The 15,982-nt window shown below is 57.9% G+C and carries 18 protein-coding genes; 8 read left to right on the top strand and 10 right to left on the bottom strand.

What is annotated here, in order from left to right; translation table 11 throughout:
* Nucleotides 1–74 precede the first annotated feature (74 nt).
* From ABLU67_RS13590 to sad, 5 genes are all read right to left on the bottom strand, one after another.
* The gene (locus tag ABLU67_RS13590; protein ID WP_004851153.1) at nt 75–605 is read right to left on the bottom strand and encodes a GNAT family N-acetyltransferase; all 531 of its coding nucleotides are present in this window, start codon (nt 603–605) and stop codon (nt 75–77) included.
* Nucleotides 606–694: 89 nt separating this feature from the next.
* Nucleotides 695–2,107 (bottom strand): GGDEF domain-containing protein, encoded by a 1,413-nt coding sequence (locus tag ABLU67_RS13585; RefSeq protein ID WP_004851155.1) that lies wholly within the window; start codon nt 2,105–2,107, stop codon nt 695–697.
* Between the two features lie 107 nt (nt 2,108–2,214).
* On the bottom strand, nt 2,215–2,589 hold the full coding sequence (locus ABLU67_RS13580) for a DUF4186 domain-containing protein (RefSeq protein ID WP_004851158.1): 375 nt from the start codon (nt 2,587–2,589) through the stop codon (nt 2,215–2,217).
* Nucleotides 2,589–3,515, bottom strand: a complete 927-nt coding sequence (gene glsB, locus ABLU67_RS13575) for a glutaminase B (protein WP_014229486.1) — start codon at nt 3,513–3,515, stop codon at nt 2,589–2,591. Before glsB ends, ABLU67_RS13580 begins: the two co-directional genes overlap by 1 nt.
* Before the next feature lie 204 nt (nt 3,516–3,719).
* Nucleotides 3,720–5,105 (bottom strand): succinate-semialdehyde dehydrogenase, encoded by a 1,386-nt coding sequence (gene sad, locus ABLU67_RS13570; protein ID WP_154919157.1) that lies wholly within the window; start codon nt 5,103–5,105, stop codon nt 3,720–3,722.
* 105 nt (nt 5,106–5,210) lie between these two features.
* On the opposite strand from sad, the gene ABLU67_RS13565 reads away from it, so the two are divergent.
* Nucleotides 5,211–6,089: a LysR family transcriptional regulator gene (locus ABLU67_RS13565; RefSeq protein ID WP_004851166.1), complete on the top strand. Its 879-nt coding sequence runs from the start codon at nt 5,211–5,213 to the stop codon at nt 6,087–6,089.
* On the opposite strand, the gene ABLU67_RS13560 is transcribed toward ABLU67_RS13565, so the two are convergent.
* Complete coding sequence (locus ABLU67_RS13560) at nt 6,043–6,525, bottom strand: GNAT family N-acetyltransferase (RefSeq protein ID WP_025105751.1); 483 nt, start codon at nt 6,523–6,525, stop codon at nt 6,043–6,045. The two genes, ABLU67_RS13565 and ABLU67_RS13560, sit on opposite strands and share 47 nt — an antisense overlap.
* Before the next feature lie 145 nt (nt 6,526–6,670).
* Between ABLU67_RS13560 and ABLU67_RS13555 the strand changes: the two genes are divergently transcribed.
* Nucleotides 6,671–7,615, top strand: coding sequence for an L-lactate dehydrogenase (locus ABLU67_RS13555; protein WP_014229489.1), 945 nt, complete (start codon nt 6,671–6,673; stop codon nt 7,613–7,615).
* Between the two features lie 119 nt (nt 7,616–7,734).
* Here the strand turns inward: ABLU67_RS13555 and ABLU67_RS13550 are convergent, their stop codons facing one another.
* The gene (locus tag ABLU67_RS13550) at nt 7,735–8,523 is read right to left on the bottom strand and encodes a PhzF family phenazine biosynthesis protein (RefSeq protein ID WP_047723751.1); all 789 of its coding nucleotides are present in this window, start codon (nt 8,521–8,523) and stop codon (nt 7,735–7,737) included.
* 9 nt (nt 8,524–8,532) lie between these two features.
* Nucleotides 8,533–9,324, bottom strand: a complete 792-nt coding sequence (locus tag ABLU67_RS13545) for a PhzF family phenazine biosynthesis protein (RefSeq protein WP_014229491.1) — start codon at nt 9,322–9,324, stop codon at nt 8,533–8,535.
* 205 nt (nt 9,325–9,529) lie between these two features.
* Between ABLU67_RS13545 and ABLU67_RS13540 the strand changes: the two genes are divergently transcribed.
* A complete protein-coding gene (locus tag ABLU67_RS13540) occupies nt 9,530–10,729 on the top strand; it encodes a sugar transporter (protein ID WP_025105754.1) in 1,200 nt (399 codons plus the stop codon).
* A gap of 76 nt (nt 10,730–10,805) precedes the next feature.
* On the opposite strand, the gene ABLU67_RS13535 is transcribed toward ABLU67_RS13540, so the two are convergent.
* Nucleotides 10,806–11,474 carry a MarC family NAAT transporter gene (locus tag ABLU67_RS13535; RefSeq protein WP_004119839.1) on the bottom strand — a complete coding sequence of 223 codons (669 nt, stop codon included), beginning with the start codon at nt 11,472–11,474 and terminating at the stop codon, nt 10,806–10,808.
* A gap of 261 nt (nt 11,475–11,735) precedes the next feature.
* Between ABLU67_RS13535 and marR the strand changes: the two genes are divergently transcribed.
* From marR to marB, 3 genes are read left to right on the top strand one after another with little or no spacing between them, the layout of a single operon-like run.
* Nucleotides 11,736–12,170 carry a multiple antibiotic resistance transcriptional regulator MarR gene (gene marR / locus ABLU67_RS13530; RefSeq protein ID WP_004102349.1) on the top strand — a complete coding sequence of 145 codons (435 nt, stop codon included), beginning with the start codon at nt 11,736–11,738 and terminating at the stop codon, nt 12,168–12,170.
* A 17-nt stretch (nt 12,171–12,187) separates the two neighbouring features.
* Entirely contained in the window at nt 12,188–12,568 is a 381-nt protein-coding gene (marA, locus tag ABLU67_RS13525) for an MDR efflux pump AcrAB transcriptional activator MarA (protein ID WP_004102351.1), read from the top strand.
* 30 nt (nt 12,569–12,598) lie between these two features.
* On the top strand, nt 12,599–12,817 hold the full coding sequence (gene marB, locus ABLU67_RS13520; RefSeq protein WP_004851184.1) for a multiple antibiotic resistance protein MarB: 219 nt from the start codon (nt 12,599–12,601) through the stop codon (nt 12,815–12,817).
* Nucleotides 12,818–12,848: 31 nt separating this feature from the next.
* On the opposite strand, the gene eamA is transcribed toward marB, so the two are convergent.
* Nucleotides 12,849–13,748, bottom strand: a complete 900-nt coding sequence (eamA, locus tag ABLU67_RS13515; RefSeq protein WP_014229493.1) for an O-acetylserine/cysteine exporter — start codon at nt 13,746–13,748, stop codon at nt 12,849–12,851.
* A gap of 192 nt (nt 13,749–13,940) precedes the next feature.
* Between eamA and ydeE the strand changes: the two genes are divergently transcribed.
* Both ydeE and ABLU67_RS13505 read left to right on the top strand, forming a co-directional pair.
* A complete protein-coding gene (ydeE, locus tag ABLU67_RS13510; RefSeq protein ID WP_348852337.1) occupies nt 13,941–15,134 on the top strand; it encodes an efflux MFS transporter YdeE in 1,194 nt (397 codons plus the stop codon).
* A gap of 117 nt (nt 15,135–15,251) precedes the next feature.
* Nucleotides 15,252–15,722, top strand: coding sequence for a helix-turn-helix domain-containing protein (locus ABLU67_RS13505; RefSeq protein ID WP_134898123.1), 471 nt, complete (start codon nt 15,252–15,254; stop codon nt 15,720–15,722).
* Nucleotides 15,723–15,982: the final 260 nt, after the last annotated feature.

The raw sequence follows: 15,982 nt of genomic DNA, 5'->3' as shown, positions 1-15,982 counted from the left end.
ATTGGTCCAATAAGTTATCAGGTTTTTACGCAAGTGAAACCCTGTTTTGATCAAAGCTGTATGCAATATAAAATTTATGACAGAAATTTATAGAACAGCGATGTTGCCGTCAGCTCGCCGTCGGGCATCAGCGCATAGCGTGGAATTTCCCCGGCTTTTTCCCAACCACACTGTACATAAAAGTTTTCTGCTCCGCTGCCGGTCGCCGTATCCAGCACCAGAACGCTCTTACCCTGCTCGCGCGCGATGGCTTCCAGTCGGGACATCAGCGCATTCGCCAGCCCCTGACGCCGTGCATTTTGGTGAACCAGAAGTTTGGCGACATCGGCGCGGTGCGGCTGGTTTTCCGGCTGGTCGGTAATCAGCTGCACCGTACCAACAAGCCGCTGCTGCGCATCCGCTGCGGCGAGAACAATGCGCTCACCGGCGGCGACGCTCTGCGCCATTCGCAGCCAGAACGCCGTCGCGGTTTCCGGGGAAAAAGGCAGCATAAAGCTCACCGAGGCCCCGCCGTTGACGCAGCTGACGAGAATGTCGGTTAATTCAGGAAGGTGTTCAAGAATATCGTCACGCGACAGCGTGCGCAGAGAAAAGGATGTGGTCATAGGTAACTCCTTGAAATTGACCACATCACTATGTTTTTAACTTATATTTAACACAAGCGGAATTACCATCGTATTTTCTTATGTACGATTCAGACCATTTCTTGCGTAAAAATACGATTGCGTCCGGCTTTTTTTGCCCGAATCATAGAATCATCGGCGACCATGAGCAGCTGGTTGAACAGATCCGTTATTCTGGCTGAACCCGGCGCCCGGCTCTCCAGCCCCATGCTGATGGTCAGCTGGATCCTGTTTTGCCCCCAGGTGAAGGTTTGCGACTCGATGCCCTGGCGAATTTTTTCCGCCAGCAGCACTCCGTCTCGCGCGGATGAGGTCAGCGCCGCGACGGCAAACTCTTCCCCACCAATACGCGCCACCATGCCCTCTTCACCCACCAGCTGCCGCACCTGCTGCGCAAACTGGGCCAGCATACAATCGCCGCACTCGTGGCCCCAGCGATCGTTAACCTGCTTGAAGCCGTCGATGTCGAGCACCATCACGGTGAGCAGCTCGTTTTCCGCGATCGGCTGACGTTTCAACGCTTCGCTTAGCCCGGAGCGAGAATAGACCCGGGTCTGGAAGTCGAAATCAGCGCGCAGGGCCAGCTGTTTGACCAGGTTATTAATCGCCTCAACGCTGGAAGCGACGATGATGGGGCTGATCAGCATCGCAGCAATCCCCAGGCGCGTTGAAAACAGCTGCCACGGCTGCATCCGGGTATCGGGGGAGAGATGGATAAGCGAGTTCGCCACCAGCAGAATTTCGCTAATCCCGGTAATAAAGGTCAACAGGCAGGTTAACGGTAGCGGATAGCGAATCGCGCACCAAATCAGCGCCGGTAACGGGAAGGTTATGCTCCCGGCCCCGCCCACCGCCACGCCGAGCACAATCGACAGCACCAGCGCAATCGCCGGTAACAGCTGACGCAGGCGAAAACGCCCGAACGCCGAAGGGAGCGTGAGGGTTAAAATGAACGGCAGGATCAGCACAGCAGTCGAAAACTGTTCGCTAAACCAGTCCGCCAGTTGGGGAATAAACGTGGCGCGTTCCACATCTACCGAACCCAGCGCCCCGACGGCCGCGCAGAGCAGCGCCGCCAGCAGACAGTAGCAAAACAGGCTTAGCGCATTTATCGGTCCCGGCATCGAATCAGCCCGGCGCTTATCCCACAAAATGAGCTGCGCCAGGGTGACGATAAAAACGATATTGGAGAAGTTGATCAGAAAGGAGGCGAACCCCATTCCCCAACGAGATGTTAAACCGTCATATACCAGCATGGCGGCAAAACAAACGGCGTAAAAATAGCTGCGATTTAGCCAGATATAACGCGCAAAAATCCCCGCCATTACCGCGTTCAGCGGCCAGAAGAACGACAATTCTTGTACCAGACGCAGCATCGCGCCAAAGAAATGCAGTAGTAGCGTTAAAGTGAACAACACCAGCGCATCACGCACGGGCTGTTCCTCACGAAACAGCGTGAATGACCGAATCGACAGTGGAGACATTCATGATTATCCGTCTAATTGTTTCAGGCAATTATTATGTTAATAATTAGTAAGCGGTTCATCATATCATGAGAATAATTATCAGGCATATACCGCCGCCCGATGAATTACGGTCTGCTGCGGTCCGGCGAATTCATCTGGATCACCAGCCAGTGGTGAATCACCTGCACCACGTAGCGCTGCTCTTCGTCGCTGAGGCCGCGCCCCCGCGGGATCGCGTGCCACTTTTCCAGACAGCCGCGACAGCAGGTCGCGGTGGCATGCTGGGCGATAAACACCGGATGTCCGCGCATCGGGGTCTGCTTACCGTCGTTAGGAATTTGCGCAGGGGCCAGCCGACTGGCGATAAAGTCCGCCGCGTGCTGGTCGATAACCTCCGCGCCCTTATCATAACAATACTGCCGTTCTTTCACGCCGAGGCGAAAACGGGAGCGAAAAGTGGAGCGCTGCAGGCGGGCAAACAGGTTTTCTATGGGCACCATCAGAATACCGACCTCCCCAGTTTTTGAGTGAGTTTTTCCAGTAAAGCGATCCCGGCCAGCGAGTTCCCGGCGTCATCGAGCTCCGGGCTCCAGACCGCAATCGCCATCTCCTGCGGAACGATGGCCACAATCCCGCCGCCGACGCCGGATTTCGCCGGTAAACCGACGCGCCACGCAAACTCACCGGCGTTCTGATACATGCCGCTGGTCATCATCAGCGCGTTGACCTGCCGCGACTGAATGGGGGCGATAACCGGCGTCTCAAGGTGCGGAGCGATACCTCGGTCGGCAAGAAACAGAAAGGTGCGCGCCAGCTCTACGCAGCTCATCTCCAGCGAACAGTAGTGGAAATAGTTTTGCAGCACCGTGGCGACATCGTTATGGAAATTACCGAAGGATTTCATCAGCCAGGCTATCGCGGCATTGCGCGCCGAATGGTCGAACTCCGAGCGGGCAACCACCGGGTCATAGGCGATATCGCCCACACCGCTCAGACGACGCACGATTTCCAGCATCCGCTGGCGAGGCGCGCTGAGACGACTTTGCAGCATATCGCAGACCACCAGCGCCCCGGCATTAATAAACGGGTTGCGCGGTTTGCCTTGTTCAATTTCCAGCTGCAACAGCGAGTTGAAAGGCTGGCCGGAGGGATCTTTACCCACCCGCTGCCAGATCTCCTCTTCCTGATAGTGGTTCATCGCGACCACCAGGCTCAGGACTTTCGAGATAGATTGGATAGAGAAGCGCTCGTGCGCGTCGCCGGCGCTGTAGTGCTGACCGTCGACCGTACAGATAGCCACGCCGAGCTTATCGCCGCTGACGCTGGCCAGCGCCGGAATATAGTCCGCCACTTTACCGCGACCAATTAGCGGCCTGACTTCAGCCAAAATGGCATCGAGCATTGCGTTATTCATTACCGTCGCCACGCGCGGCTCCTTGCCAACAACAAAATTCGGGCGGTAATTATAGGCGCACGGGACGCGAAGAAACAGCCTCTTTCTCGCCCTCGCGTCGCCAGGGGGATGGTTCGCTCGTCAGCGGGGCGCCTGCCCGGGCTACCAAACCCGCAAATCGCACGAATCGGTAGCCCGGGAAAGGCGTTAACCGCAACCCGGGGATTTTTCCGCAGGCTAGCGGCGATCTCTCCAGACGGTCTGCACGTTGCAGAATTCATGCAGACCAAAATGGGAGAGCTCGCGGCCAAATCCGCTTTTCTTCACGCCGCCGAACGCCACGCGGGCATCGCTGGCGCAGTAGCCGTTGATAAACACTCCGCCGCACTCCAGCTCATCGGCAAAACGCTGGGCCTGCGCTTCACTGGTGGTGTAAACCGTTGCTGAAAGGCCAAATTCGCTGTCGTTAGCCAGCGCCAGCGCGTGATCGGCATCGCGGGCTTCGGTAATCGTCGCCACCGGGCCAAACAGCTCCTCGCGGAAACCGGTCATCTCCGCGGTAACGTTTCCCAGCACCGTCGGCGCGTAGTAGTTGCCGGCGCCTTCGATTTTTTCCGCCCCCAGCAGCAGGGTCGCCCCCTCTTTTAGGGTCGCGCGCACCTGCTCGTGCAGCTCATCGCGCAGATCGAACCGCGCCATCGGCCCAATATAGTTCTGCTCATCGCGCGGGTCGCCCATTTTCAGCGCGGCAGCGGCGGCGACAAATTTCTGCGTAAAGGCCTCGGCGATGCCCGCTTCGACGATAAAACGCTTCGCCGCGGCGCAGACCTGACCGGTATTCTGGTAGCGACCTATCACCGCCGCTTTCACCGCCTCGTCAAGGTCGGCATCGTTAAGCACGATAAAGGGATCGGAGCCGCCCAGCTCCAGCACGCATTTTTTCAACGCCGCGCCGGCCTGTGCGCCAATGGCCTTCCCGGCGCGCACGCTGCCGGTGACGGTCACCGCGGCGATGCGCGGATCGTTAATCATTTGCGAAACGCCATCGTTGGTGGCGTTCACCCAGCCAAAGACGCCGTCCGGCACGCCCGCAGCGGCAAAAATTTCGCCGATCATCGCCGCGCTGCCCAGCACGTTTGGCGCATGCTTAAGCAGATAGCTGTTGCCCGCCAGCAGAATGGGCACCGCGCCGCGCAGCACCTGCCACACCGGGAAGTTCCACGGCATGACAGCGAGGATAGCCCCCATCGGGCGGTACTCAATCACCGCTTTATTGTCTTCAACCAGCGTCGCCTCGGTATTGAGCATCGCCGGGCCGTATTCAGCATACCAGTCACAAAGATTGGCGGATTTAGCCACTTCGCCGCGCGCCTGGGCAATCGGTTTACCCATTTCGCGACTAATCATTTGCGCCAGCGCTTCGCCACGGGCGCGCATCGCGCTACCGACGTTACGCAGCGTCGCCGCGCGCTCCGCCACGCTGACGTTGCGCCACTGACGATACCCCTGTTCCGCAAGGGCAATGGCCGCATCGACCTGCTGTTCGCTGGCCCAGGGCACAGACGACAAAGTTTCACCGGTGGTCGGACTCACGGAAATCGCATGAGTAGCAGATAAATTCATCGTTTTTCTCTCTGTGTTGATTGCGAAGTGACCTTATTCTGGCTTACCCTTCCTTTCATTAAAAATGAATAATATTAAGCAACCCATTCACAAAAGAAGAACGCTATGGATCTGACCCAGCTTGAGATGTTCAACGCCGTCGCCAGCACCGGCAGCATTACCCAGGCCGCGCAGAAGGTGCATCGCGTGCCGTCAAACCTGACTACACGCATCCGCCAGCTGGAGGCGGATCTCGGCGTCGAACTGTTTATTCGCGAAAATCAGCGGCTGCGGTTGTCCCCCGCCGGGCACAGCTTTTTACGCTATAGCCAGCAGATCCTCGCCCTTGTTGATGAAGCGAGGATGGTGGTCGCCGGAGATGAACCTCAGGGGCTGTTTTCGCTCGGCTCGCTGGAGAGTACCGCCGCCGTGCGCATTTCCCCTACCCTGGCGCACTTTAATCAGCGCTATCCCAAGATTCACCTGGCCCTCTCCACCGGTCCTTCCGGCACCATGATCGACGGCGTACTTGAGGGAAATCTGAGCGCGGCGTTCGTTGACGGTCCGCTGGTGCACCCGGGGCTGGAGGGGTTACCGGTATTCCCGGAAGAGATGATGATCGTCGCGCCCTTTGGCCACCCGCCCATCGCCCGCGCCAGCGAAGTGAACGGCGCCAGCGTCTACGCGTTTCGTGCCAACTGCTCCTATCGCCGTCATTTTGAGAGCTGGTTCCACGCCGATCGCGCCACCCCGGGGCGGATCCATGAGATGGAGTCCTACCACGGGATGCTGGCCTGCGTCATTGCCGGCGCCGGACTGGCGCTGATGCCGCGCAGCATGCTGGAGAGTATGCCGGGCCATCAGCAGGTATCCGCCTGGCCGCTGGCCGAAGAGTGGCGCTGGCTGACGACCTGGCTGGTCTGGCGGCGCGGGGCGAAAACTCGCCAGCTCGAGGCGTTTATAGCGCTGCTGAACGAAGATCGACAAGCAGCAGCTTCTCCATAAAAATGCTTAACGGATCCGGCTGATACGGCGCAAAGGCGCTGCGGGCCTGGTAGCCATTACGCGTGTATAACGCGACGGCGGCGTGCTGATGGATGCCCGTTTCCAGGCGTACGGTATGGCATTCGCGATTTATCGCCTCTTTCTCCAGCGCCGCCAGCAGTTTTTCCCCCAGCTGCTGGCCGCGATGGGCCGGGTGAATAAATACCCTTTTCATCTCGCCAACCCCCTCTTCGCCGAGCACGATGGCCCCACAGCCGACGGCCCGGTGCTGCGCATCGCGGATAATGAGCGCGATGACCGACGCCGCCGGTAGCGCGCTCAGGTCGATAAGATGATTGCTTTCCGCCGGGTAGAGCGTCTGCTGGTATGCGTCCAGCTCGGCAATTAAGGCGGTCAGATCCGGGTGATTTAGCGGGGTCGCGGCGATAGTGTACATAAAGAAGCTCCTTTTTTGAGCGTACTGTAGCGCGGGGCGTCCGCGGAGCCGCCATAGCATTAACTTATAGCTTCTGACCCGACTTGCGCTCCCCCCTTGAGAGGCAGTAATTTTGCGACATAACGTCTTTTATCAGGAAAATACGATGAATACCAAAGCGCGCAAGGTGATGATTATCGGGGCCGGAAACGTCGGCGCCTCAGCGGCCTACGCCCTGTTAAACCAGAATATTTGCGAGGAGCTGATCCTTGTCGATCTCAATACCTCACGCGCCGAAGCGCACGCTCAGGACCTGAGCGACGCGGCCGCCTACATGCCGGGCATGATGACGATTTCCACCCGGGAAGCCAGCGACTGCGCCGATGTCGATATCGCGGTTATCACCGTTTCCGGCGGCGCGCTCAAGCCGGGTCAAACCCGGCTGGACGAACTGACCAACACGGCAAAAATCGTCAAAAGCATCGTCCCGCAGATGATGCGCGGCGGCTTCAACGGCATCTTTTTGGTTGCCACCAACCCCTGCGACATCATCACCTGGCAGGTGTGGCAGCTTTCGGGCCTGCCGCGCGGCCAGGTGCTGGGTACCGGCGTCTGGCTGGACACGACGCGCTTACGCCGGGTACTGGCCCAGGCGCTGGATATCGGCGCGCAAAGCATCGACGCCTTTATTCTTGGCGAGCATGGCGATACCCAGTTTCCGGTGTGGTCACACTCGGCGGTTTACGGCTCCGCCATCGCCGATGTTTACCAAAAACATACCGGCCAGGCTCTCGACCGGGAGCTGATTGCCGAAAAGGTGCGCAAGCTGGGGTTTGAGATTTACGCCGGCAAAGGCTGCACGGAGTACGGCGTCGCCGGAACCATCGCCGAAATCTGCCGCAATATTTTCACCGGCAGCCATCGCGCGCTGGCGGTGTCGTGCATTCTTGACGGGGAATATGGCGTAACCGGCGCGGCGGCTGGCGTTCCCGCGGTGCTGACGCAAAGCGGCGTGCAGCAGATTATTGAACTGCAGCTGGCCGATGATGAAGCGGAGAAATTCCGCCACTCTATCGAAGTGATTAAAGCCAATATCGCCCGTCTACCGTGATGGCCTATTTTCCATGCGGGTTTCGCAGGAATAGCGCGCAGGATAAGTTTGCCGGGTAACCCACTCGGATTCGGGATCGGCGGGTCTGTTGCCGATCCCGTCTTATGATGACGGGTGAGCTAGCGTAGCGTTATTACGCCATTTAAATAGGTCACCGCCTGGCCGCTCATCAATACGCGTTTTCCTTTCAGCTCGCAGCGCATATCGCCGCCGCGCGCGGAAACCTGGCGCGCCAGCAGCTGAGTTTTACCGCGCTTTGCGCTCCAGTAGGGGATCAGCATAGTATGCGCCGAACCGGTTACCGGATCTTCCCACACCGCTTCACCGGGTGAGAAAAAGCGGCTAACGAAGTCATATTCCCCGCTGCCCGCGGCGGTCACGGTCACTTTATGTTCGCCGGGCGTCATCGCAGCAATATTCGGCCGCAGGGCTTCGACCTGGTCACGGGAGGCCAGTTCGATAAGCCATGCGCGCCCCTTGCGGGCATGCAGGTAGCGCTCAATCCCCAGCGCGGAGAGCATCTCCGCGGGCGGCTCGCGCTCTTGCGTTTCTCCCGCCGGGAAATCCAGGGTCAGCCAGTCGCCCTCGCGGCTCACGGTCAGCCGACCGGAAGCGGTCGCGAAGTGAATCAGCGCATCAGGATAATCCAGGTGATGAAATATCACGTGCGCGCTGGCAAGCGTGGCGTGGCCACAGAGATTGACCTCATTGCGGGTGGTAAACCAGCGCAGCGCAAAACCATCGCTCTCAGGTACCACAAACGCGGTTTCCGACTGGTTGTGCTGCTGCGCCATTTTGAGCAGCAGCTCATCCGGCAGCCACTTTTTAAGCAGGCATACCGCAGCCGGGTTGCCGGCGAAAGGCTGGTCGCTGAACGCCGCCACCAGATAAAAAGGAATTTCCGTCACCGTCCCTCCTTAACGAAGCGTAATCGTGCCGATTAAGTAGGTGGTCGCCTGACCGCCGATCAGAACCCGGTCGCCCCGCCACTGGCAGCGCAGGTCGCCGCCGCGGGCCGACACCTGCCGCGCCTGCATGTCCGTTTTGCCGAGCTTCTCGCCCCAGTAGGGAATCAGCATACTGTGCGCCGAGCCGGTGACCGGGTCTTCCGCCACCGCCTCGCCCGGACAGAAGAAACGGCTGACAAAGTCATACTCTTCGTCCGGGGCGCTGATACAGATCATTTTGCCGAGGCGCTCAAGCAGCTGCATATCCGGACGCACCGCCTCCACCTGCTGGCGGTCGGCTAAAACCACCAGGTAATCACGCGCCACGCGGACTTCCACCGCGTCGCTCAGCCCCAGCCCGGCCAGCAGCTCCGCAGGCGGCTGCTCAACGGCGGTCGTCGCCCAGGCCGGGAAATCCAGGGTCAGCCAGTCGCCGCTGCGCGTGACGCGAAGCTCGCCGACAAAGCGGGTACTAAATACGATTGTCGATGAGGGGTGGTCAAAATATTCAAAAATGACGTGCGAGGCCGCCAGGGTCGCGTGGCCGCAGAGGTTGATCTCATCCAGCGTGGTAAACCAACGCAGCTCAAACCCCTCATCCGTACGCACAAAAAACGCGGTCTCCGACTGATTGTGCTGCTGCGCCATTTTCAACAGCGTTTCGTCCGGCAGCCATTCGGTCAGCGGGCAAACGGCCGCCGCGTTGCCGCCAAAGCTCCGATCGCTGAAGGCATCCACCAGATAAAAGCTAATTTCCTGCATTGTTCTGTCCCTCTATTTTTTTTACTTATCGATAACATGACATAAACGTGAGAAATCCACACGTTTAATAGAAAAATTAATCCGTTAGTGCCGAAAATCTGGCTGAAGCGAAAATGAGATGTAGATCACAAAATGATTGTATTTTCAGCAGCAATCGTTTTAAGATCGTCCCACTTCTTTCCTCTTTGTAACCAGCCCTGAACTTATGATGACAAATACGGTTTCACGCAAGGTCGCGTGGCTGCGCGTAGTCACGCTTGCGATTGCGGCATTTATCTTTAATACCACCGAATTTGCGCCCGTGGGCCTGCTGTCGGATATCGCCGACAGCTTTGGCATGGAAACGGCGCAGGTTGGGATTATGCTGACGATCTACGCCTGGGTTGTCGCCCTGATGTCGCTGCCCTTTATGCTGCTGACCAGCAAGATGGAGCGCCGTCGCCTGCTGGTTGGCCTGTTTATCCTGTTTATCGCCAGCCACGTGTTGTCGTTCCTGGCCTGGAACTTCAACGTGCTGGTGATCAGCCGTATCGGTATCGCCTTTGCCCACGCGGTGTTCTGGTCAATCACCTCGGCGCTGGCTATACGAATGGCGCCTGCGGGTAAACGCGCGCAGGCGCTGAGCCTGATTGCCACCGGTACCGCGCTGGCAATGGTCTTCGGTATCCCGATTGGCCGTATCGTCGGGCAATACTTTGGCTGGCGCACCACGTTCCTGGTCATCGGCCTCGGCGCGCTGGTTACCATGGTTTGCCTGATCAAGCTGCTGCCTAAGCTGCCGAGCGAGCACTCAGGGTCGCTGAAAAGCCTGCCGGTGCTGTTCCGTCGCCCTGCGCTGCTGAGCATCTATTTGCTGACGGTGATTGTGGTGACCGCGCACTATACCGCCTACAGCTACATTGAACCGTTCGTTCAGACGGTCGCCGGCCTGAGCGGCAACTTCGCTACCGTGCTGCTGTTGACCCTGGGCGGCGCGGGCATCGTCGGCAGCATCCTCTTTGGTAAGCTCGGCAACCTGCATGCGTCCGGGTTAATTAACGCGGCGATTGGCCTGCTGCTGGCGTGCCTGCTGCTGCTGCTGCCCGCCTCGCACAACGCCAACCACCTGATGCTGCTGAGCGTCTTCTGGGGCGTGGCGATCATGATTATCGGTCTCGGTATGCAGGTCAAAGTGCTGGCGCTGGCGCCGGACGCGACCGACGTGGCGATGTCGTTATTTTCGGGGATCTTTAATATCGGCATCGGCGCGGGCGCGCTGGTGGGCAGCCAGGTCAGTACCCATCTGTCAATGGCGTCCATTGGCTATGTCGGGGCGATCCCTGCGGTCGTCGCGTTAGTGTGGGCGGTGATGATTTTCCGCCGCTGGCCGGTGTCGCTGGAAGATCAGCAGCCGCATCACTCCTGATCGTGCTGCTAAAAAAACCTGCCGGTCGTGAGATCGGCAGGTTTTTTTACGTCTGGTATCAGGACGGCGATGACCGTCAGGCGTGATAAGTGGAAATAATCTCCAGCACGCCGTTAATAATAAACTGCACGCCCATACAGACCAGCAGGAAGCCCATCAGGCGGGAAATCGCCTCAATGCCGCCCTTCCCGACCAGACGCATGATTGCCCCGGAGCTGCGGAGACAGCCCCACAGGATAATCCCGACCAGGGCAAAAATAATCGGCGGCGCGACCAGCACAACCCAGTCCGGGAAGCTCGCCCCGTGCTTTACCGTAGACGCTGAGCTGATAATCATCGCGATTGTCCCTGGCCCTGCGGTGCTTGGCATCGCCAGCGGAACGAAGGCGATATTCGCCGTCGGTTCATCCTCGAGCTCTTCCGATTTCAGCTTAGCTTCCATCGAGTCATGGGCTTTTTGCTGGGGAAAGAGCATGCGGAAGCCGATAAAGGCGACGATCAGGCCGCCGGCAATACGCAGACCGGGAATCGATATTCCGAAGGTGTTCATCACCACCTGGCCGGCATACCAGGCGACCATCAGGATGGCGAACACATAAACCGAGGCCATCAGCGACTGACGGTTACGCTCGGCGTTGTTCATATTCCCGGCCAGGCCAAGGAACAGCGCCACGGTAGTCAGCGGGTTCGCCAGCGGTAGAATCACTACCAGTCCCAGGCCTATCGCTTTAAAAAGATCCATCATAGTGAATTAAGGTCCTGTCAATATTGGATTATCAAAAAAATGACGCGTGCTGAGTATATCGTCTGTTGCCAGATTGTACCCGTTCTCCTCAGGACGCATTCACCCTTCCTTCAAATCATAAGATAACAACGTGAAATAGAGTGACCTGCCTCACAACAATTCGTTTTAGCAAATCGTGGCATCGGGTAATTCATCAGGTTGACTTATATTTGCCTAGGCAATAATATCTCCCGCAACTAAGTCATTGCCTGGGCAACCATTGTGAAAAGTACAAGCGACCTGTTTAACGAAATGATCCCTCTTGGCCGCTTGATCCAGATGGTTAACCAGAAAAAAGATCGCCTGCTCAACGACTATCTCTCGCCGATGGATATTACTTCCACCCAGTTCCGGGTGCTCTGCTCCATTCGTTGCGAAGTGTGTATTACCCCCGTTGAGCTGAAAACCGTGCTTTCGGTCGACCCAGGCGCAATGACGCGCATGCTCGACCGCCTGGTCTGTAAAGGCTGGATTGAACGGTTACCCAACCCGACTGACAAGCGTGGCGTGCTGGTACAGTTAACGCCAGACGGCGCAGCCCTTTGTGAGCAATGTCATCAGGTTGTGGGTCAGAAATTGCACCAGGAACTAACAAAAAATCTGTCGACGGATGAAGTGGCCACTCTTGAGTGTTTACTCAAAAAAGTTCTGTCGTAATAAGAAGAGGTAAGATGATGTCCAGACGCAATAACGACGCCATCACTATCCATAGTATTTTGTCGTGGATCGAGGATAACCTGGAATCGCCCCTGTCGCTGGAGAAGGTTTCAGAGCGCTCAGGTTACTCCAAGTGGCACCTGCAAAGAATGTTCAAGAAAGAGACCGGTCACTCGCTGGGACAGTATATCCGCAGCCGTAAGCTGACCGAGATCGCGCAGAAGCTGAAGCAGAGCAACGAGCCTATCTTATACCTGGCCGAACGCTATGGTTTTGAATCGCAGCAAACGCTGACGCGAACTTTTAAGAACTATTTCGATGTTCCGCCGCACCAGTATCGTATTACCAACGTGCCGGGCGAGTCGCGCTACCTGCTCCCATTAAATAACTGTTGTTAACCGCCTGCAAAAAGACGTATTGAGGAAATCATGAAACTATTCGCTTCCGCCGCCATCGTGCTATTGGCGCTGGTCTCGAGCCAAAGTTATGCGGAGCAAACCAGCACCCCGGTTCGCCACAACAACCGGGATGCGATGATTATTCCTTCCGAACATAATGATTCGCCTTTTGATTTCAATCACATGGCCTCTGGCAGTGATAAATCAGATGAACTGGGCGTGCCCTATTACAACCAGCAAAGCCTGTAAAATCCCTTTAGCCCCGTGACCGGGGCTTTTTTTACCCCCGCGCCATGCCCGGACGCACGATCCGCAGGCCAAATACGTTGATATACAGCCCGGCCATAATCAGTACCGCACCCAGCAGCTGCAGGCTATTCAGCGTCTCGCCGAGCAATAAGGCCGCGCTGGCCATCCCGACCACCGGCACCAGCAGCGACAGCGGCGCCACGCGCCAGGTTTCATAGCGGCCGAGCAGCGCCCCCCAAATACCATAGCCGACGATGGTGGCAATAAACGCCAGATAGAGCAGCGACAGGATCGTCAGCAGGTCGATATGCAGCAGGCTTTCCGCCATGACCTGCGGGCCGTCGAGGATCCACGACGCCAGCATAAACGGCAGCACCGGGATCAGCGCGCTCCACACCACCAAAGACATAATCGGCGGCCGGCTCGCATGCGACATAATTTTCTTGTTGAAGATATTGCCGCAGGCCCAGCTCAGCGCCGCGGCCAGCGTCAGCATAAAGCCCACCAGCGGGACATGCTGGCCGCCGAGGCTGGCTTCGACCAGCACCAGTACGCCGAAAATCGCCAGCGCGATCCCCGCCAGCTGTTTCCCCTGCAAACGTTCGCCGAAAATAAACGCCCCGAGAATGATGGTGAAAAAGGCCTGCGCCTGCAGCACCAGCGATGCCAGTCCGGCAGGCATGCCGAGGCTAATCGCGCAGAACAAAAACGCAAACTGACCGAAGCTAATCGTCAGGCCGTAGCCCAGCAGCAGGCTCAGCGGAATTTTTGGCCGCGCGACGAAGAGCAGCGCCGGGAAAGCCACCAGCAAAAAGCGCAGTCCGGCGAGCATCAGCGGCGGCATATTATGCAGCCCCACCTTGATCACCACGAAATTCAGCCCCCATACCACCACCACCAGCAATGCCAGCAGCCCGTCTTTACGCGTCATACCCGCCTCGGTTGTTATTGGAATTTTTGCGAACAAAATCAAACTACCGAATAATTCGTCCGCCGCATAGATCATTATTTTCGGTAGGGCGCTGGCGTGCTTTTCATCATCCCCGGGAACTATACAAGCCCCGGTTAGCGTGCTATTTGTGATCGTGACAACAAAAATAACATCACATCAGGCAAGGAAAAAATGATACCGACTCTCAGGCGCTCAACCGCAGCGCTGCTGGCTTCGTCGTTGCTGTTAACCATTGGCCGCGGCGCAACGTTACCTTTTATGACGATCTACCTCACCCGCCAGTACCAGCTGGAGGTGGATAAAATCGGCTATGCGCTGTCGAGCGCGCTGATCGTCGGGGTGCTGTTCAGCATGGGGTTTGGCATTCTCGCCGATAAGTTCGACAAAAAGCGCTATATGACGCTCGCCGTGCTGGCGTTTATTGGCGGCTTTATCGCTATTCCTCTGATCAATAGCGTCGCGCTGGTGGTGTTTTTCTTCGCGCTGATTAACTGCGCCTACTCCGTCTTCTCAACCGTGCTGAAAGCGTGGTTTGCCGACGTGCTGTCGCCGGAAAAGAAGGCGCAGATTTTTTCCCTTAACTACACCTTTCTCAATATTGGCTGGACCGTTGGGCCGCCTATCGGCACTCTGCTGGTCATGCACAGTATTAACCTGCCGTTCTGGCTGGCGGCCGGCTGCGCCGCCCTTCCGCTGGTATTTATTCAGCTGTTTGTGCAGCGCACCAGCGCCGCGATTGCTCAGGATAACGCGGTCCAGTGGTCGCCGTCGGTGCTGCTGCGCGATCGCGCTCTGCTGTGGTTTACCCTTTCCGGCCTGCTGGCCTCCTTTGTCGGCGGCTCTTTCGCTTCCTGCATTTCCCAGTATGTGCTGGTGGTAGCGGACAGCGATTTTGCCGAAAAAGTGGTTGCGGTGGTACTGCCGGTTAACGCGGCCGTGGTGGTGGCGCTGCAGTATGCGGTTGGTCGTCGCCTTACCGCCCACAATATTCGCCCGCTGATGACCTTTGGGACGGTCTGTTTTGTGCTCGGGCTGGGCGGTTTTGTTATTTCCGATAACAGCCTGCTGCTGTGGGGCCTCTCCGCCGCCATTTTTACGCTCGGAGAGGTTATCTACGCGCCGGGGGAATATATGCTGATCGATAACATTGCGCCGCCGGGCATGAAAGCCAGCTACTTTTCCGCCCAGTCGCTGGGCTGGCTGGGGGCGGCGTTTAACCCGATGCTGACCGGAACGATTCTGACCCATCTGCCGCACTGGTCGCTGTTTGTGATATTGATGCTGGCGATTATCGCCGCATGGCTGATGATTTTCCGCGGCATGAACGTTCGTCCGTGGAACGGTAGCGCGGTCGCCCGCGCCTGATGCCGGGCGCCGTGCGGCTGTCAGGTTGCTGTCGCGTCCCTGTCGGGTTTCGATCGTGGTGCCCGACAGCCCGCTCGATGATACTCCATCTCAGGTTTTCACCCGGAGATAGAAACAATGAACAGTAGTCATCAGGTTAAACAATTACGTTTGCAGCGCGCCTGGTCGCAGGAGCAGCTTGCCGAACTGGCCGGCGTCAGCGTGCGCACCATTCAGCGCATCGAGAACGGCGACCGTCCCGGCCTCGAGACGCTCAGCGCGCTTGCGGCGGTATTTGAAGTTAACGTCGCCGAGATTAGCGGCGAATCGCCGGCGGGCCACGAAGCGTCGCTGGATTTACGTATTGAGGAAGCCAAAGCGCGCGTCGAACGCGAGAGCCGTTTTTACCGTTCATTGACGGTGGCCGTCGTCGTTTGCGTTCTGCTGGCGCTGCTGAACTGGCTGAGCGGCGCAGAGAGCTACTGGTCCGCATGGGTGGCGATCGTCTGGGGAGCGCTGCTGGCGGTTAGAGGGTTGCGCCTGTTTGTTTTTGGCGAATGGATTAATCGCTGGCGTCAGGCGCGCCTGCAGCGGCTGCTGCGCAAATAGCCCTCTGCGCGCTTTTCCCGGGGGCGGCGCTGTCGCGCCTTGCCCGGGCTACAGGTCCATCGCCGTCTGCTAGCGGTAGCGCGGACAGATGCGCAGCATCGCCTCCGGGAAACCATATCTAGTGCGGACTATGGCGCTCTCCCCGGGGGCGGCGCAAAGCGCCTTGCCCGGGCTACGGGTTCATCGCCGTCTGCGAGCGGTAGCCCGGACAGATGCGCAGCATCGCCTCCGGGAAACCATATCTAGTGCGGACTATGGCG

The organism is Klebsiella sp. GN_Kp190 (assembly GCF_040061795.1).
In the GTDB taxonomy this organism is placed as follows: Bacteria; Pseudomonadota; Gammaproteobacteria; order Enterobacterales; family Enterobacteriaceae; genus Klebsiella; species Klebsiella michiganensis.
This window is presented reverse-complemented; position numbering and strand designations above follow the sequence as displayed.